This is a genomic window from Pseudomonas sp. LG1E9, from assembly GCF_003290225.1.
In the GTDB taxonomy this organism is placed as follows: domain Bacteria; phylum Pseudomonadota; class Gammaproteobacteria; order Pseudomonadales; family Pseudomonadaceae; genus Aquipseudomonas; species Aquipseudomonas cyclaminis.
In genome coordinates this window covers 5,893,415-5,919,858 of the sequence record NZ_CP029983.1, presented here as the reverse complement: position 1 = coordinate 5,919,858, position 26,444 = coordinate 5,893,415, and the positions used below count along the sequence as shown (strand labels likewise).

26 protein-coding genes are annotated in these 26,444 nt (G+C 60.7%); 15 read left to right on the top strand and 11 right to left on the bottom strand.

All coding sequences use genetic code 11. The features are described from left to right. Nucleotides 1-104: 104 nt before the first annotated feature. Nucleotides 105-395, bottom strand: a complete 291-nt coding sequence (locus tag DNK50_RS27160; protein WP_099587224.1) for a DUF3077 domain-containing protein — start codon at nt 393-395, stop codon at nt 105-107. 316 nt (nt 396-711) lie between these two features. Continuing rightward, nucleotides 712-1,659, bottom strand: a complete 948-nt coding sequence (locus tag DNK50_RS27150; protein ID WP_099587226.1) for a LysR family transcriptional regulator — start codon at nt 1,657-1,659, stop codon at nt 712-714. Nucleotides 1,660-1,790: 131 nt separating this feature from the next. Between DNK50_RS27150 and DNK50_RS27145 the strand changes: the two genes are divergently transcribed. Next, the gene (locus DNK50_RS27145) at nt 1,791-3,308 is read left to right on the top strand and encodes a CoA-acylating methylmalonate-semialdehyde dehydrogenase (protein WP_099587227.1); all 1,518 of its coding nucleotides are present in this window, start codon (nt 1,791-1,793) and stop codon (nt 3,306-3,308) included. 15 nt (nt 3,309-3,323) lie between these two features. Further along, nucleotides 3,324-4,211 carry a 3-hydroxyisobutyrate dehydrogenase gene (gene mmsB / locus DNK50_RS27140; RefSeq protein ID WP_112196743.1) on the top strand — a complete coding sequence of 296 codons (888 nt, stop codon included), beginning with the start codon at nt 3,324-3,326 and terminating at the stop codon, nt 4,209-4,211. Between the two features lie 122 nt (nt 4,212-4,333). Here mmsB and DNK50_RS27135 read toward each other — a convergent pair whose 3' ends face one another. Further along, nucleotides 4,334-4,678: a cupin domain-containing protein gene (locus DNK50_RS27135; RefSeq protein WP_015885872.1), complete on the bottom strand. Its 345-nt coding sequence runs from the start codon at nt 4,676-4,678 to the stop codon at nt 4,334-4,336. Nucleotides 4,679-4,976: 298 nt separating this feature from the next. Between DNK50_RS27135 and kynB the strand changes: the two genes are divergently transcribed. Further along, a complete protein-coding gene (kynB, locus tag DNK50_RS27130; RefSeq protein WP_099587229.1) occupies nt 4,977-5,627 on the top strand; it encodes an arylformamidase in 651 nt (216 codons plus the stop codon). Next, nucleotides 5,624-6,481, top strand: coding sequence for a tryptophan 2,3-dioxygenase (gene kynA / locus DNK50_RS27125; RefSeq protein WP_112196742.1), 858 nt, complete (start codon nt 5,624-5,626; stop codon nt 6,479-6,481). The genes kynB and kynA overlap by 4 nt, the downstream gene beginning before the upstream one ends. A 159-nt stretch (nt 6,482-6,640) precedes the next feature. Here the strand turns inward: kynA and DNK50_RS27120 are convergent, their stop codons facing one another. The 4 genes from DNK50_RS27120 to antA form a co-directional block, all read right to left on the bottom strand. Further along, nucleotides 6,641-8,044, bottom strand: coding sequence for an amino acid permease (locus DNK50_RS27120; protein ID WP_112196741.1), 1,404 nt, complete (start codon nt 8,042-8,044; stop codon nt 6,641-6,643). 72 nt (nt 8,045-8,116) lie between these two features. Then, on the bottom strand, nt 8,117-9,124 hold the full coding sequence (gene antC / locus DNK50_RS27115) for an anthranilate 1,2-dioxygenase electron transfer component AntC (RefSeq protein ID WP_112196740.1): 1,008 nt from the start codon (nt 9,122-9,124) through the stop codon (nt 8,117-8,119). A gap of 94 nt (nt 9,125-9,218) precedes the next feature. Then, nucleotides 9,219-9,710, bottom strand: a complete 492-nt coding sequence (antB, locus tag DNK50_RS27110; protein WP_099587232.1) for an anthranilate 1,2-dioxygenase small subunit — start codon at nt 9,708-9,710, stop codon at nt 9,219-9,221. Next, a complete protein-coding gene (gene antA, locus DNK50_RS27105) occupies nt 9,710-11,101 on the bottom strand; it encodes an anthranilate 1,2-dioxygenase large subunit (protein WP_112196739.1) in 1,392 nt (463 codons plus the stop codon). Before antA ends, antB begins: the two co-directional genes overlap by 1 nt. Before the next feature lie 315 nt (nt 11,102-11,416). Here antA and DNK50_RS27100 point away from each other — a divergent pair, with 315 nt between their 5' ends. Next, nucleotides 11,417-12,409 carry a helix-turn-helix domain-containing protein gene (locus DNK50_RS27100; protein WP_099587234.1) on the top strand — a complete coding sequence of 331 codons (993 nt, stop codon included), beginning with the start codon at nt 11,417-11,419 and terminating at the stop codon, nt 12,407-12,409. 4 nt (nt 12,410-12,413) lie between these two features. Here DNK50_RS27100 and DNK50_RS27095 read toward each other — a convergent pair whose 3' ends face one another. Then, nucleotides 12,414-13,289: a LysR family transcriptional regulator gene (locus tag DNK50_RS27095; RefSeq protein WP_112196738.1), complete on the bottom strand. Its 876-nt coding sequence runs from the start codon at nt 13,287-13,289 to the stop codon at nt 12,414-12,416. A gap of 114 nt (nt 13,290-13,403) precedes the next feature. On the opposite strand from DNK50_RS27095, the gene DNK50_RS27090 reads away from it, so the two are divergent. Genes DNK50_RS27090 through catA form a run of 3 tightly spaced genes read left to right on the top strand, consistent with a single transcriptional unit; the run spans nt 13,404 to nt 15,805 of the window. Then, nucleotides 13,404-14,531 (top strand): muconate cycloisomerase family protein, encoded by a 1,128-nt coding sequence (locus DNK50_RS27090; protein ID WP_112196737.1) that lies wholly within the window; start codon nt 13,404-13,406, stop codon nt 14,529-14,531. Between the two features lie 12 nt (nt 14,532-14,543). Further along, nucleotides 14,544-14,834, top strand: a complete 291-nt coding sequence (gene catC / locus DNK50_RS27085; protein WP_112196736.1) for a muconolactone Delta-isomerase — start codon at nt 14,544-14,546, stop codon at nt 14,832-14,834. A gap of 41 nt (nt 14,835-14,875) precedes the next feature. After that, nucleotides 14,876-15,805 carry a catechol 1,2-dioxygenase gene (gene catA / locus DNK50_RS27080; protein WP_112196735.1) on the top strand — a complete coding sequence of 310 codons (930 nt, stop codon included), beginning with the start codon at nt 14,876-14,878 and terminating at the stop codon, nt 15,803-15,805. A gap of 276 nt (nt 15,806-16,081) precedes the next feature. Here the strand turns inward: catA and DNK50_RS27075 are convergent, their stop codons facing one another. Continuing rightward, nucleotides 16,082-16,555: an Lrp/AsnC family transcriptional regulator gene (locus tag DNK50_RS27075; RefSeq protein ID WP_003194103.1), complete on the bottom strand. Its 474-nt coding sequence runs from the start codon at nt 16,553-16,555 to the stop codon at nt 16,082-16,084. 144 nt (nt 16,556-16,699) lie between these two features. Between DNK50_RS27075 and kynU the strand changes: the two genes are divergently transcribed. Next, the gene (gene kynU / locus DNK50_RS27070) at nt 16,700-17,950 is read left to right on the top strand and encodes a kynureninase (RefSeq protein ID WP_112196734.1); all 1,251 of its coding nucleotides are present in this window, start codon (nt 16,700-16,702) and stop codon (nt 17,948-17,950) included. 72 nt (nt 17,951-18,022) lie between these two features. Continuing rightward, nucleotides 18,023-19,429, top strand: a complete 1,407-nt coding sequence (locus DNK50_RS27065) for an amino acid permease (protein ID WP_112196733.1) — start codon at nt 18,023-18,025, stop codon at nt 19,427-19,429. Here DNK50_RS27065 and DNK50_RS27060 read toward each other — a convergent pair. Beyond that, nucleotides 19,375-20,271 carry a LysR substrate-binding domain-containing protein gene (locus tag DNK50_RS27060; RefSeq protein WP_112196732.1) on the bottom strand — a complete coding sequence of 299 codons (897 nt, stop codon included), beginning with the start codon at nt 20,269-20,271 and terminating at the stop codon, nt 19,375-19,377. The genes DNK50_RS27065 and DNK50_RS27060 overlap by 55 nt on opposite strands. A 101-nt stretch (nt 20,272-20,372) precedes the next feature. On the opposite strand from DNK50_RS27060, the gene DNK50_RS27055 reads away from it, so the two are divergent. The 4 genes from DNK50_RS27055 (at nt 20,373) to DNK50_RS27040 (ending at nt 24,442) form a co-directional block, all read left to right on the top strand. Then, nucleotides 20,373-21,137 carry a sulfite exporter TauE/SafE family protein gene (locus DNK50_RS27055; protein ID WP_112196731.1) on the top strand — a complete coding sequence of 255 codons (765 nt, stop codon included), beginning with the start codon at nt 20,373-20,375 and terminating at the stop codon, nt 21,135-21,137. Nucleotides 21,138-21,255: 118 nt separating this feature from the next. Further along, nucleotides 21,256-21,846, top strand: a complete 591-nt coding sequence (locus DNK50_RS27050) for an NAD(P)H-dependent oxidoreductase (RefSeq protein WP_112196730.1) — start codon at nt 21,256-21,258, stop codon at nt 21,844-21,846. A 30-nt stretch (nt 21,847-21,876) separates the two neighbouring features. Next, a complete protein-coding gene (locus DNK50_RS27045) occupies nt 21,877-22,773 on the top strand; it encodes a LysR family transcriptional regulator (protein ID WP_099587244.1) in 897 nt (298 codons plus the stop codon). Nucleotides 22,774-22,996: 223 nt separating this feature from the next. After that, the gene (locus DNK50_RS27040; RefSeq protein WP_112196729.1) at nt 22,997-24,442 is read left to right on the top strand and encodes a SulP family inorganic anion transporter; all 1,446 of its coding nucleotides are present in this window, start codon (nt 22,997-22,999) and stop codon (nt 24,440-24,442) included. Nucleotides 24,443-24,463: 21 nt separating this feature from the next. On the opposite strand, the gene DNK50_RS27035 is transcribed toward DNK50_RS27040, so the two are convergent. Beyond that, a complete protein-coding gene (locus tag DNK50_RS27035; RefSeq protein ID WP_099587246.1) occupies nt 24,464-24,844 on the bottom strand; it encodes a lysozyme inhibitor LprI family protein in 381 nt (126 codons plus the stop codon). A 245-nt stretch (nt 24,845-25,089) separates the two neighbouring features. Here DNK50_RS27035 and DNK50_RS27030 point away from each other — a divergent pair, with 245 nt between their 5' ends. After that, nucleotides 25,090-26,439 (top strand): gluconate:H+ symporter, encoded by a 1,350-nt coding sequence (locus DNK50_RS27030; RefSeq protein WP_256595405.1) that lies wholly within the window; start codon nt 25,090-25,092, stop codon nt 26,437-26,439. Nucleotides 26,440-26,444 lie beyond the last annotated feature (5 nt).

The following is a 26,444-nucleotide window of genomic DNA, read 5'->3' as shown; positions in this document are numbered from 1 at the left end:
AAATGCAATCAAAGTGTGGGAGGGGGGCTTGCCCCCGATAGCAGTGTGTCAGCCTGTACATTTGATCTGACACTCCGCTATCGGGGGCAAGCCCCCTCCCACATTTAACTGCGGGGCGTCATCGCCTGGCTCAAGTCATCCACCACCGCCTTGCTCATCTCACACAGATAATGCGCAGCCCACGCATAGTGTTCGCCGCGCACGTCCATGGCGGCATCCATTGCGAGTTTCTTGGAGTAGAACAGCAGGGTGGAGGCATGTTCCAGCGCTTCGCCGATGGGCATGCCGGCGTTGACGCGGAATAGGGGTTTTTGGTTTTCGCTGTAGTCGCCGAAGGTGACGACGCCGACGGTGATGATGGAGGAAAGCGGTGGATCGGGGACGATTTTAGTCATGATGTCTACCTGGGAGTTTTAGGAACCACCCACTCATGTCGCTAAACATGAAGGGGTGGCAGCTGTACGCAGGTTAGCGAACCGGACCCAGGACCCGGCAGACCCGAAGGTCTCCCACGCACAGCCGCCATAACACGAAAACGACGAGCAGGAAGCTGCTGTCGTTGGAGGCTGTGTCCGGGTTCGGGTCGCTAAACCCGTTCGCTGTTTTTTCAGCGAAGTCCGGAGGCTAGTCACTCGAACCCTAAGGCGCAATAGGCCGGAGATTCTCTAGGAAACGTCCTGCAATTTAAAGGGAATCGTCGTTACTGGCCCTTTAATCCGCAAACCTGATCTCCCGCGTCTCCCCCATCAACAACCCCTGGTTCTGCTCCGTCACTTCCCGGATGTAGTCCCACAACAACGTAATCCGTTTCAGCTTGCGCAAGTCCTCCCGGCAATACATCCAGAACTGCCGCGTAATCGCAATCTGCTCCCCCAGCACCGGCAACAACCGTGGATCCTGCGCCGCCAAAAAGCACGGCAATATCGCCATCGACCGGCCTTGCTGCGCCGCGACGTACTGCGCAATCACGCTGGTACTGCGCAAGCTCGCGCTGGCCCCGGGCACTACGTTCGCGAGGTACAGCAGCTCCGAGCTGAACGCCAGGTCATCCACATAGCTGATAAACGGATGCTCGGCCAAATCCGCCGGTTTGCGGATGGGCGGGTGTTGGTCGAGGTAGTCCTGGGTCGCGTACAGCTGCAATTTGTAGTCGCACAGTTTGCAGCACACATACGGCCCATGTTCCGGGCGTTCCAGGGCGATGACGATGTCGGCTTCGCGCTTGGACAGGCTGATGAAGTGGGGCAGGGGCAGGATGTCGACCGAGATGGCCGGGTAGGTGTCGACGAAATGACTCAACTGCGGGGTCACGAAGAAGCTGCCAAAGCCTTCGGTGCAGCCCATGCGCACGTGACCGGACAGCGCCACGCCTGAGCCGGAGACTTGCTCGCAGGCCATGTGCAAGGTGCTTTCGATGGACTCGGCGTAACCCAGCAGGCGCTGGCCTTCTGGAGTGAGCACGAAGCCGTTGGTCCGGGATTTTTCGAACAGCAACGTGCCGAGGGACACTTCCAATGAACTGATGCGCCGCGACACGGTGGTGTAGTCCACCGCCAGGCGTTTGGCGGCGACGCTGGCCTTGCGGGTGCGGGCCACTTCGAGGAAAAACTTCAGGTCGTCCCAGTTCAGGGAGCCCAATGATGTGATGTTTTTTTGCATATTGGACCGGCTTTTATGTGCGTTCTTATTAGAGATTTGCACATCTATACTCCAAAAACAGTCCGAACGCCTCATTCTTCAAGGCGATCCACGCGCCTTGTCTCTACATAAATATAAGAGTTGGAGACCACATGAACGCATCTGCCGATATTTCCGTTAAACAGGTCAAGTTGCTGATCAATGGCGAGTGGGTCGAGTCCAAGACCTCCCAATGGCAAGACATCGTCAACCCGGCCACCCAAGAGGTGCTGGCCAAAGTCCCGTTCGCTACGGCCGATGAAGTCAACGCCGCCATCGACGCCGCCCATCGCGCCTTCCAGACCTGGAAGCTGACGCCGATCGGCGCACGCATGCGCATCATGCTCAAGCTGCAAGCCCTCATTCGTGAACATTCCAAGCGCATCGCCGTAGTCCTCAGCGCCGAGCAGGGCAAGACCATTGCCGATGCCGAAGGCGATATTTTCCGTGGCCTGGAAGTGGTCGAGCATGCGTGCTCCATCGGTACTTTGCAGATGGGCGAATTCGCTGAAAACGTCGCGGGCGGCGTCGACACCTACACCCTGCGCCAACCCATCGGCGTATGCGCCGGTATTACCCCCTTCAACTTCCCGGCGATGATCCCACTGTGGATGTTCCCGATGGCCATCGCCTGCGGTAACACCTTCGTACTCAAGCCTTCCGAGCAAGACCCGCTGTCGACCCTGTTGCTGGTAGAACTGGCGCTGGAAGCCGGTGTGCCGCCAGGGGTGCTCAACGTGGTGCACGGCGGCAAGGATGTAGTGGATGCACTGTGCACCCATAAAGACATCAAGGCCGTGTCCTTTGTGGGTTCGACTGCCGTCGGCACGCATGTCTACGACTTGGCCGGCAAGCACGGCAAGCGCGTGCAATCGATGATGGGCGCCAAGAACCACGCCGTGGTGCTGCCGGATGCCAACCGCGAACATACCCTCAATGCTTTGGTCGGTGCCGGTTTCGGCGCAGCGGGCCAGCGTTGCATGGCCACCTCGGTGGTGGTGCTGGTGGGAGCGGCCAAGCAGTGGCTGCCGGACCTCAAGGCGCTGGCGCTGAAACTCAAGGTCAATGCCGGCAGCGAAGCCGGGACTGATGTAGGCCCGGTGATTTCCAAGCGTGCCAAGGCCCGCATCCTGGAGTTGATCGAAAGCGGCGTGAAAGAAGGCGCCAAGTTGGAGCTGGACGGCCGTGACATCCAGGTGCCGGGCTTCGAGCAAGGCAACTTTGTCGGCCCGACCCTGTTCTCCGGTGTGACCACCGATATGCAGATCTACACCCAGGAAATCTTCGGCCCGGTGCTGGTAGTGCTGGAAGTCGACACCCTCGACCAGGCCATCGCGCTGGTTAACGCCAACCCGTTCGGCAACGGGACAGGCCTGTTCACCCAAAGCGGTGCAGCGGCGCGTAAGTTCCAGAGTGAAATCGATGTAGGCCAAGTCGGCATCAACATCCCGATCCCAGTGCCGGTACCGTTCTTCAGCTTCACTGGCTCCCGTGGCTCCAAACTTGGCGACCTCGGTCCGTACGGCAAGCAAGTGGTGCAGTTCTATACCCAAACCAAAACCGTCACCAGCCGCTGGTTCGATGACGACACGGTCAACGATGGCGTGAACACCACCATCAACCTGCGCTGATTCCGGGAGACGACCATGAAGATTGCATTTATCGGCCTGGGCAACATGGGCGCGCCCATGGCCCGCAACCTGATCAAGGCTGGCCACGCGCTGAATCTGTTCGACCTGAACCAGACGGTACTCAAGGAACTCGCCGAGCTGGGCGGCAGCATCAGCGACTCGCCGCGTGATGCGGCCCAAGGCGCTGAACTGGTGATTACCATGCTACCCGCTGCCGCCCATGTACGCAGCGTGTGGCTGAATGAAGACGGTGTATTAGCCGGGATCGGCAATGGCGTACCTGCCGTGGATTGCAGCACCATCGACCCGCAGACCGCCCGCGATGTGGCGGCGGCGGCGGCCAGGCAAGGCGTGGTGATGGCAGACGCGCCGGTTTCCGGTGGCACCGGTGGTGCACAAGCGGGGACCTTGACGTTCATGGTTGGCGCCACCCCGGAACTGTTCGCCACCCTGCAACCGGTGCTGGCGCAGATGGGGCGCAACATTGTGCACTGTGGCGCTGTGGGCACCGGGCAAATCGCCAAAATCTGCAACAACCTGCTGCTGGGCATCAGCATGGTCGGCGTCAGCGAAGCCATGGCGCTGGGCGATGCGCTGGGCATCGACACCCAAGTGCTGGCCGGGATCATCAACAGCTCCACCGGGCGCTGCTGGAGTTCGGACACCTACAACCCATGGCCGGGCGTGATTGAAACCGCGCCGTCATCCCGGGGTTATACCGGCGGCTTTGGTGCCGATTTGATGCTCAAGGATTTGGGCCTGGCTACCGAGGCGGCACGTCAGGCGAAACAGCCGGTGATCCTGGGCGCCGTGGCCCAGCAGTTGTACCAATCGATGAGCCAGCGTGGGGAGGGGGGCCAGGACTTCTCGGCGATCATCAACAGCTATCGCAAGCCCAAGTAAGGGCATTCGGGGGCGAGCATTGTGGTGAGCGGGCTTGCCCAGCGCGGGGCAAATCCGCTCACCGCACAAAGCGAGTGCACCGCTGATAAGTGGCTTACCCCAACCAATCGGTGCACCGCAAATCAGGCAAACACAAAATACTTACGCACTGTCTCAACCACTTCCCACGTCCCCTTCATCCCCGGCTCTACCACGAAGATATCCCCAGCCCGCAAATGGATCGGCTCCATCCCTTCAGGGGTGATGATGCAGTAGCCTTCCTGGAAGTGGCAGTATTCCCATTTCACGTAGTCCACGTACCACTTGCCTGGGGTGCAGATCCAGGTGCCCATGATCTTGCTGCCGTCTTCGCTGGTGTAGGCGTTGAGGTTGACGGTGTGCGGGTCGCCTTCCAGTTTCTCCCATTTGCAGGCATCCAGGACCGGCAGGGGATGGGTGTCGCGCAGTACGGTGATGGGCTTGGACATGATGGCTCCGAGGCAGGGAATGGAAAGATGCACCCTAAGGCCTTGAGCGTTGTGCCAGTGGTCTGAACTCGACATCGGGATGCCCAGAAGCGCAGGTGAATACGGTTCTACTGGTACAGCGAGGTCAATCATTAATCCCTGGTGGCAGCTCCACTGTGGCCAGGCGACACTTCTGAGCGTAAAGAGGCGATTTCCTCGCAGTAAGTGCGAAAGATTTCCCGCCTCGCGCCAGAATTCGCAAGAAAATTCACAGCTGGCCCTCGTATCATTCACTTCAGTAACCGCCGAGAGCCTTCAAATGAACCCAATAAAAACGTGGTGGGACATCAGCCCACCCTTGAGTACGGCGACCCCGACCTGGCCGGGTGATACGCCGTTCCAGGAAGAGCGCGTCTGGCAGTTTGGCCCGGAGTGCCCGGTGAATGTGGGGCGCATTACCTTGTCGCCGCACACCGGCGCTCACGTGGACGCACCGCTGCACTACAGCGCAGACGGCGCGCCAATTGGCGAGGTGTCGTTGGACGTGTATATGGGCCCATGCCGGGTGCTGCATTGCCTCGCCAGCGGCGCGCTGGTGCAACCGCATCAACTGGAAGGCCGTGTGGATAACCTGCCGGAGCGGGTGTTGCTGCGCACTTATCCACAAGCGCCACTGACTGAGTGGGACTCGGACTTCACCGCCATCGCGCCGCAAACCATTGAGCTGCTCGCCAGCCTCGGCGTGCGCTTGATCGGTATCGACACGCCCTCGCTGGACCCGCAACAGTCCAAGACCATGGATTCCCATAACGCCGTAGCCCGGCATGGCATGGCGATTCTCGAAGGCATCGTGCTCGATGACGTACCGGAGGGCGACTATGAACTGATCGCCCTGCCGCTACGCTTTGCCAACCTGGACGCCAGCCCGGTCCGCGCCATTCTCCGCCCGCTCAAGGAGCCCACGCGATGAGCCAATGTCCCTTTTCTGCTGATTACCAACCGCCGGAAGAATGGCATAACGCCGAACTGAATTTTTCCGAGTCCATGAGCTACGGCGATTACCTGGACCTGGGCAAAGTCCTCAGCGCCCAGCACCCGCTGTCGCCAGACCACAACGAAATGCTCTTCATCATCCAGCACCAGACCTCTGAATTGTGGATGAAACTGATGCTCCACGAACTCAAGGCCGCCCGCGAACATGTGCGCCTGGGCGAGTTGCCGCCGGCGTTCAAGATGCTGGCGCGGGTGTCGCGGATCTTTGACCAACTGGTTCATGCGTGGGCCGTGCTGGCGACCATGACCCCGTCGGAATACAAGGCGATCCGCCCGTTCCTGGGGCAATCGTCCGGGTTCCAGTCGTTCCAGTACCGTGAGATCGAATTTATCCTCGGCAATAAAAGCGCGGCGCTGTTGCGGCCCCATGCCCATCGGCCGGAGCTGTTGAACGAGTTGAAAGTGGCGATTGCCACGCCGTCGCTGTATGACGAAGCGATCAACCTGATGATCAAGGCGGGCCTGGCGATTGATCCGAAACGTGCCGAGCGTGACCCGACCGTAGCGACCGTGCACGACGAGTCGGTGGAGGCGGCGTGGCGCGAGGTGTATCGCGATCCGAACCGGTATTGGGACTTGTATCAGTTGGCCGAGAAGTTCATTGACCTGGAAGACTCGTTCCGCCAGTGGCGCTTCCGCCATGTGACCACGGTTGAGCGCATCATCGGCTTCCAGCCGGGCACCGGCGGCACGGAAGGGGTGGGGTATTTGCGCAAGATGCTCGACACCGTGCTGTTCCCAGAGCTCTGGCGAGTACGTTCCACGCTCTAAACAAAAAGCCCCGGATTACCGGGGCTTTTTCATTTGGAATGCATTCAAAACTATGGGAGCTGGCTTGCCTGCGATGGCATCACTTGGGTCTCACTGTAAACCGAGTCGTCTGCATCGCGGGCAAGCCCGGCTCCCACACAAGCCGGGCTCCCACAGGAATCACTGTGCGTTCACTACCGCGTTGCTTTTGCGAACCCGCATCCGGTAGGCAATGTAGATAATCCCCACCCAAATCGGCATCGCATACACCGACTCGCGAATCCCCGGGATCGCCAGCATCACGCTGATGATCATCAGCATGAACGCCAGGCACAGGTAGTTGCTGAACGGGAACCAGAAGGTCTTGAACGATGGCGTCACGCCTTGCTCGCCCATGGCCTTGCGGAACTTGATGTGGGTGATGCTGATCAGCGCCCAGTTGATCATCAGCGACGCAACCACCAGCGCAAACAGCAACTCCAGGGCACTTTGCGGCGCCACGTAGTTGACCACCACACACAGCATCGTCACCAACGCCGAAATCGCCAGGGCCCGCAGTGGCACGCCTTGCTTGTTGAGTTTCATCAGCGCTTTTGGCGCATCGCCTTGCTCGGCCAGGCCGAACAGCATGCGGCTGTTGCAGTACACGCCGCTGTTGTACACCGACAGCGCCGCCGTCAGCACCACGAAGTTGAGGATGTGCGCAGCGGTGTCGTTACCGATCAGCGAGAAGATCTGCACAAACGGGCTGCCGCTGTACGCGTCGCCCGACGCGCCGAGGGTTTGCAGCAGTTGGTCCCATGGGTACAGCGACAGCAGTACGGTCAGGGCGCCGACGTAGAAAATCAGGATCCGGTAGACCACCTGGTTGATCGCCTTGGGGATCACCTTGCGCGGTTCGCTGGCTTCGGCGGCGGTGATGCCTACCAACTCCAGGCCACCGAACGAGAACATGATGAACGCCATCGACATCAACAGCCCCATGCCGCCATTCGGGAAGAACCCGCCGTGGCTCCACAGGTTGCTGACGGATGCTTGCGGGCCGCCAGTGCCGCTGAACAGCAGGTAGCAGCCGAGCACGATCATGCCGACAATCGCCACCACTTTGATGATTGCGAACCAGAACTCGGTTTCACCGAAGAACTTCACGTTCAGGGTGTTGATCAGGTTCACCGCGACAAAGAACACCAGCGCGCTGACCCAGGTCGGGATCTCCGGCCACCAGAACTGGATGTACTTGCCCACGGCCGTCAGTTCGGCCATGCCCACCAGCACGTAGAGCACCCAGTAGTTCCAGCCGGCGAGGAAGCCCGCGTAACCGCCCCAGTATTTGTGTGCGAAGTGGCTGAAGGAGCCGGCCACCGGTTCTTCGACGATCATCTCGCCGAGCTGGCGCATGATCAGGAACGCAATGAAACCTGCAATCGCGTAGCCCAGGATCATCGACGGGCCCGCCGACTTGAGTACCCCGGCCGAGCCGAGGAACAATCCCGTGCCAATCGCCCCTCCCAAGGCGATCAGCTGAATATGCCGGTTCTTCAGGCCACGCTTGAGGCCTACCGGGTTAACCATGTCATCCGCCATTAACGTTCCCTTCTACTTGTTTTTCTTGGGGTTGATTGCACGCCGCACCCGCCCCTCAGAAGTGCTGAGGAGTCAGATATTACTCTGCGTAAACTTTTCGTAATACAGCTGAACGCCATCAAGTGCCTGATCCGACAGCCATTGTTGGATGGATTCGACCATCGGAGGGGGGCCGCACACATACATATCCGCCGATCTGTCCCGCAATTCGGCCAGGTCGAAATGTTGGGTCAGGTAGCCGCGCTTGCCCGGCCATTCATCTGCGGCGTCGCTGAGGACTTCGGTGTAGCGAAAACCCGGCAGTTGCGCCGCGTAGGCCGCGATGCGTGGCGCTTCGCATAAATCCTCGGCGCCGCGCACGCCATAGTAGAGATGCACCGGCTGCTCGCAGCCGGTGGCAGCCAGTTGATCAAGCATGCCCAGCAGCGCCGACAACCCAGTGCCACCGGCGACCAGCACCAGCGGCTGGGTGACATGCCGCAGGTAGAACGCACCCAGCGGTGCCTCCATCAGCAGTTCATCGCCGACTTGGCAGCGCTCACGCAGGTAGTTGCTCATCACCCCATCGGGCAGCAAGCGGATCAGGAACTGCAATTGATTGCCCGCCAGGTTGGCGAACGAGTAGGAGCGCCAACTGTTCGTGCCAGGCACCGAGAGGCGTGCATATTGGCCGGGCAGAAACTCCAGCGGCGCGTCCAATTGCACGTGGAGAATCGCTGTACTGGCCGACACCTGCTGCACTTTGCTGACTGTCCCGCGCACCTGCTCCGGGTTCGGCGCATTGCACAGGCTTGAATCAAAGTCGAAGTAAAAGGTGGCGTCGGACTTCACCCGCGTCTGGCAACTGAGCATCTTGCGTTGTTGCAGGTCGAGGCTGGAGAGGGCCTCGTCGTCCACGTAATCCTGGGTGTAATCGCCCGATTCGCAACGACCCTGGCAGGTGCCGCACACACCTTCGCGGCAGTCCAACGGGATCTTGATGCCATTGCGCAAGGCTGCATCCAGCAGGATTTCATTGGCGCCCACCGGGAAAAACAGGGTCTTGCCGTCGGCAAAACTGAAGGCCACTTTGTGATTCATGTGTTGTTCCCCACCTATTTATGACGTACGCACGGGTTGTTGTGGCAAGCCCGCTCACCACAAAAAGCATGCTCACCACCACAACAAGGGCGCTTTAGAGGTGATAGAAATCCAGCACCGAGTTGATGGTGTCGTTGAGCAACAACGCGTGCTTGCGGGTGATCAACCAGCTGTCGCCATCGGGCTTGAGGCTGTAGGTGGCCTGTCCGTAAAACTGCTCCGACGTCGCCAGCCGATAGAACAGCGTGTGCCAGTTCAGCTTCACCTCCAGCGCGCCATCCGCCTGTTCGGCAATGCGCACGTTATTGATCAGGTGCAAAGTGCGCGGCATTGGCGTGGCTGACGCGGCCTTGCCGGTGCGCAGGCGAAAAATGCGGTCTTCCAGGCCGGAACGGTTGGCGTAGTAGATCAGCGACATCTCGCGTTTGGGATCGCGGGTGTACACATGTTCCGAGTCCCATTGCGGCAGGTGGAATTCACTCTGCGGGTCGAACAACTGCACATAGCCGTCCCAGTCCTGGGCGTCGCAGAGTTCGGACTTGCGGTAGAAGAACTGCTCGATCCGGTACTGCAATTGCGCGTTCATCATTCCACCTCCCGCAGTGTCAGCGCTTGTTTGTCCAGGCCCTTGAGCAGGAACTGTTGCCAATTGCGGTGCTGGTTGACGTACAGCCCTTCGTGGGTGAATTCGGTGCCGGTCATCGCCGGTTGGATGCCGATGGCTTCGCTGTTGGGCGTCGGCCCGGTTTCCCAGCGATGGCTGCCACGGGAGATATCGCTCCAGCGCTCCAGGCGCCCCTGGAAACCGCGCTGGGCTTCGCGAAACTCCACCAAATCGTCCGGCGTGCCCATGCCCGATACGTTGAAGAAGTCCTCGAACTGGCGAATGCGGTTTTCGCGGTCGGCGTCGGACTCGTTTTTCACCCCCAGGCATTGGCTGATGATTTCGGTCTTGTTCCACGCCACCGGGCGGATGATGCGCAACTGCGAGCTGATCTGGTCGAGGAAGAACAGGCTCGGGTAGATATTCAGGTTGCGCAGGCGGTGCATCATCCATTCGGCTTTTTGCTGGCCGTGCTCTTCCACCAGGCGCGGCATGATGGTGCTGTAGCCGGAACGTACGGAGGGATTGGGCATGTCGCTGAACAACAGGCTGTGGCCATTGTTGAAGGCGAACCAGCCATCATCGGTGTTCGCATCACCCGCGCCGAGTTTGCTGTAGTCCAGTGTTGTGCCTGAAGCGGTGCCGTTCTCGGTATTGACCTGTTGGCGATGCTGCACGGTGGCCACGTAGTTGTAGTGCACGGTGCTCACGTGATAACCGTCCAGGCCGTTTTCGTTCTGCAGCTTCCAGTTGCCGTCGTAGGTGTAGGCGGATTTGCCCGGCAGCACTTCCAGTTCACTGGTGGCGGACTGCGCGACCATCATGTCGAAAAACACTTTGGCGTCGCCGAGGAAGTCTTCCAGGCTGTTCGTGCCGTTCACGTCCAGGCTGATAAACACAAAACCTTTGTAGCTTTCGATGCGCGCCTTTTTCAGGCCGCGGGTGGCTTTGTCGAAACCCTCCGGGTATTCCCCCGGCGCCTTGACCTTCACCAGCCGGCCATCGCTTTTGTAGCACCAGGCGTGGAACGGGCAGGTAAACGTCGACTGGTTGCCCTTGCCGACGCGGGTCAGGGTGGTGCCGCGATGCTGGCAGGCGTTGATCAGCGCATTAAGCTGGCCTTCGCCATCGCGGGTGATGATCATCGGCTGGCGCCCGGCGCGCAGGGTCACGAAGTCGTGGTTATTCGCCAGTTCGCTTTCGTGGCAGGCGTAGATCCAGTTCTTTTCGAAGATCAGTTCCATCTCCAGGTCGAACAGCTCTGGCTCGGTGAACATGTCCCGGGCGATACGGAACACTTCGTCTGCCGGACGAAAATCCAGGCAGCTGTCGATAAAGCTTTTCCACTGCTCGACGCTTCTTGCACCACTCATGGGAGGCACCTTTTTGATAGGGGCTAATCGGTGGTTTATTAGAGGCAGCGGGGCAGGGCGCGGGCTATCCGCTTAATGGGGGAAGATGGGCCGCAAAGTTGGGCGCGCAGTACCCAACACGGTGCGGCGGGGTAACGCCATGCGCTACTGTCAGAGGGCGCAAGGGACGTGAAACGCGGTGACTTATCCACATAGTCGGCCGTTGCTATCCACTCAGTGGCGATACTGCCGGCGTGGCGCAGAACTTGCTGTCCAACAACGATAACGACGCGCCGCCAGAGCGCGCAAACGCCTAACCGCCGTGGGTGCACCCTGATGAGCAGCCAGACACGCGATATCCATATCCAACGCTTCGACCTGGAAGGCGCCCGCAGCTGGATGTCCGGCATCTGCGGGCCGCACCGCCTGGCGACGACGACCCCCGAGCGCCTGCGTTTCCACCACAGCGCCAATGTGTTCAAGTCCCGCGCCACGACGTTGGGTGTGATCGAGTACGGCACCGACGTGACCATCGACATCGAGGATGCCGAGCACTTCAGCAGCTATAGCCTCAGCCTGCCGCTGGTGGGTGAACAGGAGTTGAGCAAGAACGGTGAGCGCCTGAGTTCCAACCGCGATCAAGGCGTGATCATCTCGCCCAACGAGCACCAGGTGCTGGCGATTTCCGGCGACTGCCGCAAGCTGCAAGTGGTGATTACGCGGGCGGCGATGAGTGAATCCCTGGAAGGTTTGCTGCAACGGCCCATTGACGCGCCGCTGCGCTTTGAATCCGTGATGGACGCGGTGGACGGCGCCCCGGCGTCGTGGTGGCGCATGGCGCGCTACTTTATCGCCGAGTTGGAGCGCAGCAGCGAGCTGTACGAGCAGGCCGCGTTTACCCGCGACCTGGAAAGCTCGCTGATCAAGGGTTTGATCCTGGCCCAGCCGAATAACTACTCCGAGGAACTGCGTGACGTACTCGGCGTGAAGCTGCCGCATTATTTGATCCGCGCGCGTCAGTACATTCACGACAACGCCCGCGAAGCGGTGCACCTGGAAGACTTGGAAGCCGCTGCGGGCGTGTCGCGCTTCAAGCTGTTCGACGCGTTCCGCAAGTACTTTGCCTTGTCGCCGATGGCCTACCTGAAGAAGTACCGACTGGGTGCGGTGCGCCAGGAAATTCTTGAACATGGCTCTATCCGCACCATCTCCGAGATCGCCCTGGGGTGGGGCTTTACCCACCTTGGGCGGTTTTCGGCGGAGTACAGAAAACTCTTTGATGAATCTCCCAGCCAGACCTTGCAGCGCAATCGCCTACGCAGCCTCTGACCCTTCAGATCAGCTCTTCAACCAACTGCAAACAATGCCTGAGCCCCGGCGACTGATCATTCACCCTTCGGCTGAGAATAATCGGCGAGGTCGCTGTGGTTTCCACAATCGGCGTGTAACCGATGTCCGCCCGATGCAGCACCTGCACCGAGGCGGGCACCAGCGTCACGCCCATGCCCGCGCCGACCAGGCCAATCGCGGTCTGCAGCTCGTTGGTCCACTGCGCCACCTTGAGGCTCAAGCCGTGGGTGTCGAACAGGGCGATCACATGGTCGGCATAACTGGGGCGCGGGTTGCCGGGGTACAGCACAAAGGGCTCGGCGGCCAGTTGGGCGAGGGTGACGGGGGCGGTGAGCAGCGGATGCCCGGCAGGCAGCACCGCCACCAGCCGATCCTCCACCAGTACGCGCTGGTCGATGGCCGGGTCGTCGATGCGGATACGCCCGAACCCCACATCAATGCGCCCAGCCTTGAGCGCTTCGACCTGCTGCAAGGTGGTCATCTCCGACAGGCCCAATTCCAGCTCCAGCGCCTCATGGCTGCGCAGGCGGCGGATCAGCTCGGGCAACACGCCATACAAGGTCGAGGGCGCAAAACCGATGCCCAGCCAGGTCTTTTCACCCTGGCCGATGCGCCGGGTGCTGTCGCAGACCTTGTTCAACTGTTCCAGCAACACATTGGCGTGCTCATAGAAAAACCGCCCGGCTTCGGTCAGCCGCAGCGGTCGGCCGCGCTCAAGCAGAATCACGCCCAGCTCATCCTCCAATTGCTGGATCTGCCGGCTCAACGGCGGCTGGGCGATGTGCAGGCGTTCGGCGGCGCGGGTGAAGTTGAGGGTTTCGCCCAGCACCTGGAAATAGCGCAGATGACGCAGCTCCATAACGGCTCCTTTCATACCTTAAGAGTATTGTTCGAGACTAATTCTATATTGGCCCCCTGGAAAGACCGGGAACAGAATCAGCGCAAACCTATAAAGAACCCAACGGGTATTGCCATGCCGATTTGCGCCATTGAGTCGATCGAGACCATCATCGTCGACCTCCCCACCATCCGCCCGCACAAGCTGGCAATGCACACGATGCAAAACCAGACCCTGGTGATCATCCGCGTGCGTTGCGCCGATGGCATCGAAGGCATCGGAGAGTCCACCACCATCGGCGGCCTGAGCTACGGCAACGAAAGCCCCGACAGCATCAAGATCAACATCGACCGCCACTTTGCGCCGCTGTTGATCGGCCAGGACGCCAGCAACATCAACGCCGCCATGTTGCGCCTGGAGCGCAGTATTCGCGGTAATACCTTTGCCAAATCCGGGCTTGAAAGTGCGTTGCTCGATGCGCTGGGCAAGCGCCTGAACCTGCCGGTGAGCGAACTGCTCGGCGGTCGCGTGCGTGACGCGCTGCCGGTGGCCTGGACCTTGGCCAGTGGCAACACCGAGCAAGACATTGCCGAGGCTGAAAAGATGCTCGACCTGCGCCGCCACCGCATCTTCAAACTGAAGATTGGCGCAGGCGAAGTAGGCCGCGACCTGGCCCATGTGATCGCAATCAAAAAGGCTTTGGGCGAGCGCGCCAGTGTGCGCGTCGACGTCAATCAGGCCTGGGATGAAGCCGTCGCCCTGCGGGCCTGCAAGGTACTGGGCGACAACGGTATCGACCTGATCGAACAACCGATTTCGCGCAACAACCGTGGCGGCATGGCGCGGCTGAACCTGTCGAGCCCTGCGCCGATCATGGCGGATGAGTCCATCGAGTGTGTCGAGGATGCCTTCAACCTGGCCCGTGAAGGTGCGGCGTCGGTATTCGCCCTCAAGATCGCCAAGAACGGCGGCCCACGTGCGGTGTTACGCACGGCGGCGATTGCCGAAGCCGCCGGTATTGGTCTGTACGGCGGGACCATGCTGGAAGGCGGCATCGGCACCCTGGCCTCGGCCCATGCGTTCCTGACTCTCGACAAATTGGCGTGGGGCACGGAACTGTTCGGCCCGCTGCTGCTCACCGAAGACATCCTCACCGAACCGCCGGTGTACCGCGATTTCCAGCTGCATGTTTCCCACGCGCCGGGCCTGGGCCTGGCCATCGACGAGGAGCGCCTGGCGTTCTTGCGTCGTGATAAACACTAAGAGGCGCCTGCCATGTTGTTCCACGTAAAAATGACCGTGAACCTGCCCGTCGACATGAACCCCGAGCGCGCCGCCAGCCTCAAGGCCGACGAAAAAGCCCTGGCGCAGCGCCTGCAACAGCAGGGCAAATGGCGCCACCTGTGGCGCATCGCCGGGCTCTACGCCAACTACAGCGTGTTCGACGTCGACAGCGTGCAAGAACTGCACGACCTGCTGATGCAACTGCCGCTTTATCCCTACATGGCCATCGAAGTGAACGCCCTGTGCCGACACCCTTCGTCGATCCATGAGGACGACCGTTGAGCCTGCTCTACACCCAATAATTACAAGATGAGGATTGCACCATGTCCACCCGACTGTCCCAGACTGCCCACGCCCAACGGTTTCTCGAAGAAGCCAGCGGCAACCTCAATGACGGCGGTAACCCGCGCACCAAAGCGCTGATCTACCGGATTTTGCGCGACACCGTGAACATCATCGAAGACTTGGACGTGACCCCTGAAGAGTTCTGGAAGGCGGTCAACTACCTCAACGAGCTGGGCAAGAATCAGGAAGCCGGGCTGCTCGCCGCCGGGCTGGGCCTGGAACACTACCTGGACCTGTTGATGGACGCCGCCGACGAAGAAGCCGGCAAATCCGGCGGCACCCCGCGCACCATCGAAGGCCCGCTGTATGTGGCCGGTGCGCCGCTGTCCCAGTACGAAGCGCGCCTGGATGATGGGACAGATGCGGCGGTGCCGCTGTTCATGCGCGGGCAGGTGCGCGACACCGACGGCAAGCCGTTGGCCGGGGCGATCGTGGACGTATGGCAGGCCAACACCGGCGGCACTTATTCGTGGTTTGATCCCGCTCAGTCGGAGTTCAACCTGCGCCGCCGCATCGAGACTGACGCCCAGGGCAACTACCGTTTTCGTAGCATCGTGCCGTCCGGCTACGGCTGTCCGCCGACCGGGCCGACCCAGCAACTGCTTGATCAGCTCGGGCGTCATGGGCAGCGGCCGGCGCATATCCACTTCTTTATCTCGGCGCCGGGCCACCGGCACCTGACCACCCAGATCAACCTGTCGGACGATCCTTACCTGCACGATGACTTCGCCTACGCGACGCGGGATGAATTGATTGCTGAAATTCGCTTCAGTGACGATCAGCAACTGGCGCGGGAGTTTGGTGTGCAAGGGCGGTTTGCGCAGATTGATTTTGACTTTGAATTGCAGGTGGCTGACGCGCCGATAGAACAGAAACGCATGCAGCGGGTTCGCGCCCTGGAGGATTGATCAATACGGTCAAAAATGTGGGAGGGGGCTTGCCCCCGATGGCCATAGGTATCTACACAACTTCCCGTGGATGCTGAATCTATGGCAACTGGGCTGTTGTGGTGAGCGGGACAAGCCCGCTCACCACAGAGTTATGTATAAGCCTTTGAGAGTTGTGTAGATACCCATGCCCCGATGGCGGTGCATCAGCCAAATATTCAGTGACTGTCACACTGCTATCGGGGGCAAGTCGAATCGTCGCACCGCCCCTCCCACATTTGATCTGTGTTGTGCTCGCTATTTGCGCAGCACCAAATCCAACACCTCATCCCGATCCTTGATCTTCTGCAACACAATCTCCGAGCGTATATCCATCACCCCTGCCGTGCGGTTCAGGTGGTTCACGATAAAGTCCGAGAAGTGCTTGAGGTTGCGCGCCTGTACCCGCAGTACATAGTTGCTGGCGCCGGTGATCACATAGGCGCTGGCCACTTCCGGCCAGCCCTGCACCTTCTTGATAAAGGTCTCATGCCAATCCTCCACGTCCTGGCGCAACGACAGGTGGACGATGGCTTCCAGCTCGATCCCCAATTGTTCGGCGTTCAGCACCGCGCGGTAGCCGCTGATGATGCCTTCGCTCTCCAGCAGGCGCAGACGGCGCAGGCAGGCGGAGGGCGACAGCGCGACTTTTTCCGCCAGTTCCTGGTTGCTGATACGGCCATCCTGTTGCAGGAAATGCAGGAGGCGCAGGTCGGTGGCGTCAAGAATCATGGTTAGAATAAATCCGCGTATTTGGGGGTTAACTTCGAATTTCCTACAGCTTAATTAGCTGGTTGCCCACCACTTTGCACGAAAATTCTGTAAATCTTCGTTCATTATCTAGTCCATCTTCACTTATAAAAACCAGGACAGACCATGACCACCCGAAGCCATTGCCAAGCCCTCGACGCCCAGGATTCGCTGGCGCCGTTGCGCAATCAGTTCACCTTGCCTGCGGGCGTGATTTACCTCGATGGCAACTCCCTCGGCGCCCGCCCGGCGGCATCGCTGGCGCGGGCGCAACAGGTGATTGCGCATGAGTGGGGCAATGGCTTGATCCGTAGTTGGAACAGCGCGGGCTGGGCGGATTTGTCCCAGCGGCTGGGCAATCGCCTGGCACCGCTGATCGGTGCGCGGGACGGTGAAGTGGTGATCACTGATACCACCTCCATCAACCTGTTCAAAGTGCTCAGCGCGGCGCTGACGGTGCAGCGCCAACGCGCACCCGCGCGCAAGGTGATCGTCAGCGAAGCGAGCAACTTTCCCACCGACCTGTACATCGCCGAAGGCCTGGCCGAGTTGCTGCAACAGGGTTACTCCCTGCGTCTGGTGAACAGCCCGGATGAACTGCCCCAGGCCATCGACGGCGATGTGGCGGTGGTGATGCTCACTCACGTCAACTACAAGACCGGCTACATGTACGACATGCAGGCGCTCACTGCCTTGAGCCATGAATGTGGTGCGCTGAGTATCTGGGACTTGGCGCACTCGGCAGGCGCGGTGCCCATCGACCTGCACAACGCGGGAGCCGATTACGCGATTGGCTGCACCTACAAGTACCTCAATGGCGGCCCCGGCTCCCAGGCGTTCGTGTGGGTTAATCCGGCGCTGGTGGACTTGGTGCGTCAGCCACTGTCGGGCTGGTTCGGGCATACCCGGCAGTTCGCCATGGAGTCCAACTATGCGCCGAGCGCCGGCATCGCCCGCTACCTGTGCGGCACCCAGCCGATCACTTCGCTGGCGATGGTGGAGTGTGGCCTGGAGATTTTCGAACAGACCGATATGGCCAGCCTGCGCAGCAAATCCCTGGCGTTGACTGACCTGTTTATCGAGCTGGTTGAAGCCCGTTGCGCGGCGCACGGCCTGGTGTTGATCACTCCGCGTGAACATGCGCGGCGCGGTAGCCATGTGAGCTTTGAGCACCCTGAAGGTTATGCGGTGATCCAGGCCCTGATTGCCCGTGGCGTGATCGGTGATTACCGCGAGCCGCGGATTATGCGGTTTGGGTTTACGCCGTTGTATACGAGCTTTACCGAGGTGTGGGACGCCGTGGAAATCCTCGGTGAGATTCTCGACGAAAACACCTGGGACCAGCCGCAATTCAAAGTCCGCCACAGCGTTACCTGATTAAACCCCTCCCACAGGGATCCGCGACAATATCCAAACAGTGCAACCACAATAATAAAGAGGCACACCAACGTGACCACACCCGACACCGGCTTTGCCGAAATCACCCAACGCGAACTGGGCCTGCGGCGCCAGCTGACTTCCGGCCAGATGAGCATGATCGCCATCGGTGGTGCCATTGGCACCGGGCTGTTCATGGGCAGCGCCTATGCCATCGGTTATGCCGGGCCGAGTGTGCTGGTGAGTTACGCCATCGGCGCGCTGATCACTTTGCTGCTGATGGGGTGTCTGGCAGAGATGACGGTGGCCCATTCCACCTCGGGCTCCTTCGGCGCCTACGCCGAGTTCTACATCAGCCCGCTGGCCGGGTTCCTGGTGCGTTATGCCTACTGGGCGGCGATTGTGCTGGCGGTGGGCGCCGAGGTCACGGCGGTGGCGATGTACATGAAGTACTGGTTCGCTAACGTGCCGGAGTGGGTGTGGATCGTGTCGTTTTCCAGTGTGCTGATTGTGCTCAATGCGATCAGCGTGAAGACCTTCGGTAACTTCGAATACTGGTTTTCCACCATCAAGATCAGCGCCATTATCGGCTTCATCATCCTGGCCGTGTACGTGGTGTTCGGCTCCGGCAACCCGGATTACGGCGTGCAGAACTACACCGCACACGGCGGATTTTTCCCCCATGGCTTGAGCGGCATGTGGATCGCGGTGATTGTGTCGATCTTCAGCTACCTCAGCGTGGAGATGATCGCCGTGGCTGCCGGTGAAGCCGCCGACCCGGAGCAGGCGGTGAAGAAGGCCTTTCGCGCAACCATCGTGCGGTTGGTGGTGTTCTACCTGCTGACCCTGGCGCTGATGCTCGCCATCGTGCCGTGGAGCCAGGCCGGGCAGACCCAGAGCCCGTTCGTCACGGTGATGCAGACCATCGGCATTCCCGGCGCCACCGGGGTGATGAACTTTGTGATCCTGATTGCCGCGCTGTCGGCGATGAACAGCCAGCTCTACATCACCACGCGCATGATGTTCAGCTTGTCCCGCGCCGGCTTCGCGCCCAAGTCCATGGGCGCCCTGAGCAAAAGCGGCATCCCGCTGAATGCGCTGCTGCTGTCCAGTTCGGGCATTGCCCTGGCGACCTTGTTGAATGTGGTGTACCCGCAAAGCTCATTCACCTTGATGATGGCGATCTCGATGTTCGGCGCGATCTTTACCTGGTTCATGATCTTCCTCACGCACCTGTTTTTCCGCCGTTATCGCAAGCGTCACGGCGGGCCGAAGCTCTCATTCCAGCTGCGCCTGTTTCCCTACAGCACCTTGCTGGGCCTGGTGCTGATGGGCGCGGTGATGATCACCACGTATTTCACCGAGGCGTTCAAGATGACGTTGGTGTTTGGCGTGCCATTCCTGCTGATTCTGTCGGCGGTGTATTACGGGTTCTTCCGCAAGGGCAGGGCCAAGGCGTCGAACAAGGCTTTGGCGTAACCGGGCAGTTGTTCGAACGAACGTGTGCACAGCAATAGCTGTCGGCAGGCCCAGTCTTCTGCCAGAGGCTGGGCCTGGAAGTGGCGCTCCAAAGGCCAGCGATCCAGCGCGGCCTGGGGCACGATGCCCAGGCCAGCGCCCCGTGCGACCATCCGAATCACCCCATCAAAGCCCTCGGCGCGGATGCGCGTGTGTAAGCGAAACCCCGCGTTCAGCGCTTGCTCTTCCAGGTACACCGCCAGTGCGCTGTGGGCCGCGAGGCCGACGTAATCGTGTGGCAGGCTGTCGATAAAACTCACCGGGCTGGCAGCCAAGGGATGATCCAGGGGCATGATCAGCACCAGTGGGTCATCGCGAAAGGGCAGGGTCTGCAAACCGTGGGTATCCACCGCATCGGAGATGATGCCCAGATCCGCCGTGCCCTGGCGCAACGCCTGGGTGATGCGCAGGCTGGGCAATTCCTGCAGGTCGATGTCGAGGTTGGGGTGTTCGCGCAGAAAATCCGCCAACAGTTCCGGCAGGTATTCACTGAGCGCCGTGGTGTTGCACAGCAGGCGCACCTGGCCTTTGATGCCGTTGGCGTATTCCGCCAGGTCCTGTTGCAGGTGCTCGGCCTGTTGCAGCAGCAGGCGCGCATGGCGGGCCAGAGCCTTACCGGCGGCGGTGGGGGTAACGCCACGACGGCCGCGCTCCAGCAGTTCAATGCCAAAAGACGCTTCCATCGCACGGATGCGGGCGCTGGCCGCCGCCAGGGATAAATGGCTGCGGCTGGCGCCGGCGGTGATGTTGCCGGTGTCGAGGGTGTGCAGGTAGAGGCGCAGGTCGGTGAGGTCAAAGTGCATGGCTGGGGTTCTCGATGAGGCCTTCAGCCTCCCGCAAAACAAGAGGCAGCCTCAGTATATGGCGAATTTCCAGCGCACATCCAAACCCGCACAATCCCTCCATGACGACCTTCCTCGCGTTCTACCAAAATCTCGGCCCCGTCTTGACCCTGCTGGTGATCGGCACCTTTGTGCTGGCCGGCACGGTCAAAGGGGTGATCGGCCTCGGCCTGCCGACAGTGGCCATGGGCATGCTCGGCCTGGCTATGTTGCCGGCGCAGGCTGCGGCGCTGCTGATCATCCCTTCAACGGTCACCAACCTCTGGCAATTGGCATTCGGCGGTCACCTGAGTGCCTTGCTCAAACGCCTGTGGCCGATGCTGTTGCTGATTTTCCTCGGTACCGGGCTGGGCACGCTGTGGCTGGGCATGGACGGCGGACACTGGGTGGTGCGGGCGTTGGGCGCGGCGTTGCTGGTGTATGCGCTGAGCGGATTGTTTTTGCCCGCCTTCAAGCTCAAGCCGTCAACCGAACGCTGGTTGGGCCCGCTGTGTGGGTTGATCACCGGCGTAATCACCTCGGCCACCGGCGTGTTCGTGATTCCTGCCGTGCCGTATCTGCAAGCACTGGGCTTGAATCGCGATCAACTGGTGCAGGCATTGGGTCTGTCGTTCACCGTGTCGACCCTGGCGCTGGCGGCGGGCTTGGCCTGGCGCGGTACCTTGGGCGGCGGTGAGGTCAGTGCCTCGTTGCTGGCGCTGGTCCCGGCGTTGCTGGGTATGTGGCTGGGCCAGGTGCTGCGCCAGCGCATCAGTGCGGTGCTGTTCAAGCGGGTATTTTTCATCGGCATGGCGCTGCTGGGCGGTCATCTGCTGATCGGTGGTTAACAATGCTCGCTGGATTCGTGCTTTTTGATCAAAGGTATTTTGCGGGGTCACGGCTTATTCCGAAGGGTTGGGGCCGATAGTCTGCGTCCAGACATTTTCAACTTCTGGATGCCCTCTCATGAAAAAAGTACTCCTGCTCAACGGCGGCAAAAAGTTCGCCCACTCCGATGGCCGCTACAACACCACCTTGCATGACACCGCACTGGCGTTGTTGGACCGCAACGGTATCGACGTCAAAGTCACGCATATCGACGAAGGCTACGATGTCGCCGACGAAGTCGCGAAATTCCTCTGGGCCGACGTGATCATCTACCAAATGCCCGGCTGGTGGATGGGCGCACCGTGGATCGTCAAGAAGTACATCGACGAGGTCTTCACCGAAGGCCACAGCAGCCTCTACGCCAGCGACGGCCGCACCCGTTCCGATGCTTCGCAGAAATACGGCAGTGGCGGCCTGATCCAGGGCAAGCAGTACATGCTCTCACTGACCTGGAACGCGCCGCAGCAAGCCTTCGACGACCCGAGCGATTTCTTCGAAGCCAAAGGCGTGGACGCGGTGTACTTCCCGTTCCACAAGGCCAACGAGTTCCTCGGCATGACCGGCCTGCCGACTTTCCTGTGCGTGGATGTGATGAAACGCCCGGCCATCGAGGCGGACGTGGCGCGCTACGAGCAGCATCTGGCGCAGGTGTTCAACTTCTCGGTGTAAGCTGCGGTGAACCGATAACGAGGACCGCCCGTGAAAGCCCGATCCGATGAGCTACAGATCTTCGTCAGCGTGATCGAGTGCGGCTCGATTTCCGCTGCGGCGGAGCAGGTCGGGCAGACGCCGTCGGCGGTCAGTCGTACCTTGTCGCGCCTGGAAGCCAAACTCGACACCACGCTGATCAACCGCACCACGCGGCGCATGGACCTGACCGAAGAGGGCAAGTACTTCTTCGAACAGGCCAAGCTGATCCTGGCGCACATGGATGAGCTGGAAGAGCGCTTGTCGTCACGCCAGAAAAAACCGGCCGGCCGGCTGCGTATCAACGCCGCGGTGCCGTTCATGCTGCATGGGATCGTGCCGTACATCGCCGAGTTTCGCAGCCTGTACCCGGAGATCCAGCTGGAGTTGAACAGCGATGACCTGATCATCGACCTGTTGGAACAGAGCACCGACATTGCCATCCGCATCGGCGCCCTGGCCGACTCGACCCTGCATGCGCGCGCCCTCGGGTGTACGCCGCTGCACATCCTCGCCAGCCCTGACTACCTCAAGCAGTACGGCGCGCCGCAGACCGTCGCCGAGTTGGCCGACCACACGTTGCTCGGCTTCACCCAGACCGAAACCCTCAACCACTGGCCGCTGCGCCATGTGGAAGGCGACCGCTGGCTGATCCAGCCGAGCATCGCCGCGTCCAGCGGCGAAACCTTGCGCCAGCTGGCGTTGGAAGGGCAGGGCATTTGTTGCCTGTCGAACTTCATGACCAGCGCCGACATCGACGCCGGGCGCCTGGTGCCAGTGCTGGAGGCGTTCAACAGCGGTTATCGCCAGCCGATCCACGCGGTGTTCTACCGTAACTCGCAACTGGCGTTGCGTATTCAGTGCTTCCTGGACTTTATCCAGGCCAAGCTGGCGCGGTATGCGTGCTGAGACGCGCACGTCGGTCATTGAGTGGATTTGCAGCGAGAGGGTGTGAGGTTCGCTTGAGACCGAGTCGCTGCCATCGGGGGCAAGCCCCCTCCCACATTAGAATGCGGACAAGTGTGGGAGGGGGCTTGCCCCCGATGGCGGCGACTCGCTCTTCCAGACTAGCCCCGAGTTGATCAATTCCGTACCATCCCTTGCCTTATCCCCCGCAATTCCCTGGTACCTCATGAACCTCACCCGTCTGCGCGCCGATGCCCTGGCCGGCCTCACCACGTCTTTCGCGCTGCTGCCCGAATGCATCGCCTTTGCCCTGGTGGCTCATCTCAACCCGCTGATGGGCCTGTACGGCGCGTTTATCATCTGCACCCTGACGGCCTTGTTTGGCGGCCGGCCCGGTATGGTTTCCGGTGCGGCGGGCTCGATGGCGGTGGTGATCGTGGCGTTGGTGGTGCAGCACGGCGTGGAGTATCTGCTGGCGACGGTGTTGCTGGGCGGGTTGATCATGGTCGCCTTCGGCCTGCTGCGCCTGGGCAAGCTGGTGCGCATGGTGCCGCATTCGGTGATGCTCGGCTTCGTCAACGGCCTGGCGATTATCATCGCGCTGGCGCAGTTGGAGCATTTCAAGAGCGGTGAAGCCTGGCTCAGCGGCACGCCGTTGTATGTGATGACCGCGTTGGTGGCGGCGACCATGGCCATCGTCTACCTGCTGCCACGCCTGACCCGCGCCGTGCCGCCGGCGTTGGTGGCGATCCTCGGCGTGGGCCTGACGGTGTACCTGCTTGGCCTGCCGACCCGTACCCTCGGTGACATGGCCCACATCGCCGGCGGCCTGCCGACCTTTGCATTGCCGCAGATCCCCTGGACCCTGGAAACCCTCGGCATCATCGCGCCCTATGCGTTCCTGATGGCCATGGTCGGCCTGCTGGAAACCCTGCTGACCCTGAACCTGACCGACGAAATCACTGAAACCCGCGGCTACCCAGACCGCGAAAGCGTGGCATTGGGCGCGGCGAATATGGTCTCGGGCCTGTTCGGCGGCATGGGCGGTTGCGCGATGATCGGGCAAACCGTGATCAACCTCAGCTCCGGCGGGCGCGGGCGCTTTTCCGGGGTGTTTGCCGGGGTGATGATCCTGCTGTTCATTCTGTTTCTGTCACCGCTGATCGAGCGGATCCCGCTGGCGGCGCTGGTGGGGGTGATGTTCGTGGTGTCCCAGCAGACCTTTGCCTGGGCGTCGCTGCGGGTGATCAACAAGGTGCCGCTCAATGACGTGCTGGTGATTATCGCGGTGACGGTGATCACCGTGTTTACCGACCTGGCGACCGCCGTGCTGTGCGGTATCGTGATCGCCGCGCTCAACTTCGCCTGGCAACAGGCCCGCGAGTTGTATGCCGATGAGCACCAGGAAGCTGACGGCAGCAAGCTCTATCGCCTGCACGGCACCTTGTTCTTCGCCTCGACTACGCCGTTTTTGAATCAGTTCGACCCGGCCAATGACCCGGAGCAGGTGACGCTGGATTGCCGTCACCTGAGTTTTGTCGACTATTCAGCGATTGCCGCGCTGATGACCCTGCGCGAGCGCTACACCAAGGCCGGCAAGCATCTGCGGGTGCTGCATTTGTCGGAGCGCTGCAAGAAGTTGCTCAAGCGGGCGCGGGTGCATCACGACTGACGGAGCATCTGTGGAGGGGAATCACGGCCCGACCAGGTCTTCCAGTTCCTGGGCGCGCGCCTGGGTCATGTCCAGCACACAGCCGGTGCCATTGACCTGATCGATGGTGCCGCCGGTGGCTGAGCCGATAAACCCGCAGTTGGCATCGCGGTACTTTATCCACAGGCGCTGCACGTCTTGCAGTTGCTGCTTGCGGGCACCTTCCTGGGCGGCGAGGGCGATCTTGTAGGCTTTGTTCAGGCGCGTGTCCTGCACCTTGGCTTGCTTGGCGTTGCAAGTAACCATGTCGGCGGTGGTGTTGGCGCCGTCCATGCATTTTTTCAGCGCTGGGTTGTCGGCGGCGGTGGCCGCGCCGCAGACGGCGAGAAGCAGGGCGCCGGCGGCGAGAGACGTGCGAATCATGGGCGATGTTCCTGGCAGCAGTGGATGTGCAGTCTATGACTCAACCGGCTGGGTTGAGTTTCCGGTTCTCTGATCTTCATGTAAGAACAACCTCTGAATTTTCATACGCAGGTGTCGGGCATATCCCAACGCGACAGCGCTTGTCTGTGGGCGAAATTTACTTTCATAAAATTTGAAAACACCCCTCGGTAATGATTTATGAGTTTCACAACCAAATCGACGTGACCCTTTCCGAGGAGTACCGCATGGCCGCATCACCGGGCTTCGGGCTGTTGGCATACGCTGCCATCGCCATCATTGCTTTGATCGTGCTGATTGCACGTTACCGACTCAACCCGTTTATCGTCATCACCCTGGTGTCCATTGGCCTGGCGCTGATGGCCGGGATGCCGGCGGACACGATCATGGGCTCGTATGAGGCGGGTGTCGGCAAGACCCTGGGGCATATCGCGCTCGTGGTGGCGCTGGGCACCATGCTCGGCAAGATGATGGCCGAGTCCGGCGGCGCCGAGCAGGTGGCGCGCACCTTGATCAACCGTTTTGGCGAGCGCAATGCCCATTGGGCGATGGTGTGCATTGCCTTCCTGGTGGGGCTGCCGCTGTTTTTCGAGGTGGGTTTTGTGTTGCTGGTGCCCATCGCCTTTACCGTGGCGCGACGGGTCGGCGTGTCGATTTTGATGGTCGGCCTGCCGATGGTCGCCGGCCTGTCGGTGGTGCACGCGCTGGTGCCGCCGCACCCGGCGGCGATGATGGCGGTGCTGGCGTATAACGCCTCGGTGGGGCAGACGGTGCTGTATGCGATTCTGATCGGTATCCCCACGGCGATCATTGCTGGCCCCCTTTACGCCAAGTTCATCGTGCCGCACATCCACCTGCCGGCGGAAAACCCGCTGGAGCGCCAGTTTATCGAGCGTGAACCGCGCACCCGTTTGCCGAGTTTCGCGCTGACCATGGGCACCATCCTGTTGCCGGTGGTGCTGATGATGATCGGCGGTTGGGCCAATGTAATCTCCACGCCGGGGACCGGCTTCAACCAATTCCTGCTGTTTATCGGCAACTCGGTCATCGCCTTGCTGGTGGCGACCCTGGTGAGTTTCTGGACGTTGGGATTGGCCCAGGGCTTCAACCGCGAATCGATCCTCAGGTTCACCAACGAATGCCTCTCGCCGACCGCCAGCATCACCTTGCTGGTGGGCGCGGGCGGCGGGTTGAATCGCATACTGGTGGACGCCGGTGTGACCAACGAAATTCTTGGCCTGGCCCATGCGTTTCACCTGTCGCCACTGGTAATGGGCTGGTTGTTCGCAGCGTTGATGCGCGTTGCGACCGGGTCGGCCACGGTGGCGATGACCACCGCGTCCGGCGTGGTCGCACCCGTCGCCCTGGGCTTGGGTTATCCACACCCTGAATTACTGGTGCTGGCCACCGGTGCGGGTTCGGTGATCTTTTCCCACGTGAATGACGGCGGCTTCTGGCTGATCAAGGAATACTTCAATATGACGGTGATCCAGACCTTCAAGACCTGGACCGTGCTGGAGACATTGATTTCGGTGGTCGCCTTCGGTCTTACGTACGGTCTGTCTTGCATCCTCTGACCCTG

What these genes read in the sequence shown, in the direction of transcription:
- catC (WP_112196736.1), top strand. Translation starts at nt 14,544, where the DNA reads ATGTTGTTCCACGTAAAAATGACCGTGAACCTGCCCGTCGACATGAAC.
- DNK50_RS27035 (WP_099587246.1), bottom strand. Translation starts at nt 24,844, where the DNA reads ATGATTCGCACGTCTCTCGCCGCCGGCGCCCTGCTTCTCGCCGTCTGC.
- DNK50_RS27095 (WP_112196738.1), bottom strand. Translation starts at nt 13,289, where the DNA reads ATGGAGCTGCGTCATCTGCGCTATTTCCAGGTGCTGGGCGAAACCCTC.
- DNK50_RS27055 (WP_112196731.1), top strand. Translation starts at nt 20,373, where the DNA reads ATGACGACCTTCCTCGCGTTCTACCAAAATCTCGGCCCCGTCTTGACC.
- DNK50_RS27030 (WP_256595405.1), top strand. Translation starts at nt 25,090, where the DNA reads ATGGCCGCATCACCGGGCTTCGGGCTGTTGGCATACGCTGCCATCGCC.
- DNK50_RS27100 (WP_099587234.1), top strand. Translation starts at nt 11,417, where the DNA reads ATGAGCAGCCAGACACGCGATATCCATATCCAACGCTTCGACCTGGAA.
- mmsB (WP_112196743.1), top strand. Translation starts at nt 3,324, where the DNA reads ATGAAGATTGCATTTATCGGCCTGGGCAACATGGGCGCGCCCATGGCC.
- DNK50_RS27060 (WP_112196732.1), bottom strand. Translation starts at nt 20,271, where the DNA reads ATGCACTTTGACCTCACCGACCTGCGCCTCTACCTGCACACCCTCGAC.
- DNK50_RS27150 (WP_099587226.1), bottom strand. Translation starts at nt 1,659, where the DNA reads ATGCAAAAAAACATCACATCATTGGGCTCCCTGAACTGGGACGACCTG.
- antA (WP_112196739.1), bottom strand. Translation starts at nt 11,101, where the DNA reads ATGAGTGGTGCAAGAAGCGTCGAGCAGTGGAAAAGCTTTATCGACAGC.
- DNK50_RS27135 (WP_015885872.1), bottom strand. Translation starts at nt 4,678, where the DNA reads ATGTCCAAGCCCATCACCGTACTGCGCGACACCCATCCCCTGCCGGTC.
- DNK50_RS27145 (WP_099587227.1), top strand. Translation starts at nt 1,791, where the DNA reads ATGAACGCATCTGCCGATATTTCCGTTAAACAGGTCAAGTTGCTGATC.
- antC (WP_112196740.1), bottom strand. Translation starts at nt 9,124, where the DNA reads ATGAATCACAAAGTGGCCTTCAGTTTTGCCGACGGCAAGACCCTGTTT.
- DNK50_RS27050 (WP_112196730.1), top strand. Translation starts at nt 21,256, where the DNA reads ATGAAAAAAGTACTCCTGCTCAACGGCGGCAAAAAGTTCGCCCACTCC.
- DNK50_RS27040 (WP_112196729.1), top strand. Translation starts at nt 22,997, where the DNA reads ATGAACCTCACCCGTCTGCGCGCCGATGCCCTGGCCGGCCTCACCACG.
- kynB (WP_099587229.1), top strand. Translation starts at nt 4,977, where the DNA reads ATGAACCCAATAAAAACGTGGTGGGACATCAGCCCACCCTTGAGTACG.
- kynA (WP_112196742.1), top strand. Translation starts at nt 5,624, where the DNA reads ATGAGCCAATGTCCCTTTTCTGCTGATTACCAACCGCCGGAAGAATGG.
- DNK50_RS27120 (WP_112196741.1), bottom strand. Translation starts at nt 8,044, where the DNA reads ATGGCGGATGACATGGTTAACCCGGTAGGCCTCAAGCGTGGCCTGAAG.
- kynU (WP_112196734.1), top strand. Translation starts at nt 16,700, where the DNA reads ATGACCACCCGAAGCCATTGCCAAGCCCTCGACGCCCAGGATTCGCTG.
- DNK50_RS27090 (WP_112196737.1), top strand. Translation starts at nt 13,404, where the DNA reads ATGCCGATTTGCGCCATTGAGTCGATCGAGACCATCATCGTCGACCTC.
- DNK50_RS27160 (WP_099587224.1), bottom strand. Translation starts at nt 395, where the DNA reads ATGACTAAAATCGTCCCCGATCCACCGCTTTCCTCCATCATCACCGTC.
- DNK50_RS27075 (WP_003194103.1), bottom strand. Translation starts at nt 16,555, where the DNA reads ATGATTCTTGACGCCACCGACCTGCGCCTCCTGCATTTCCTGCAACAG.
- catA (WP_112196735.1), top strand. Translation starts at nt 14,876, where the DNA reads ATGTCCACCCGACTGTCCCAGACTGCCCACGCCCAACGGTTTCTCGAA.
- antB (WP_099587232.1), bottom strand. Translation starts at nt 9,710, where the DNA reads ATGAACGCGCAATTGCAGTACCGGATCGAGCAGTTCTTCTACCGCAAG.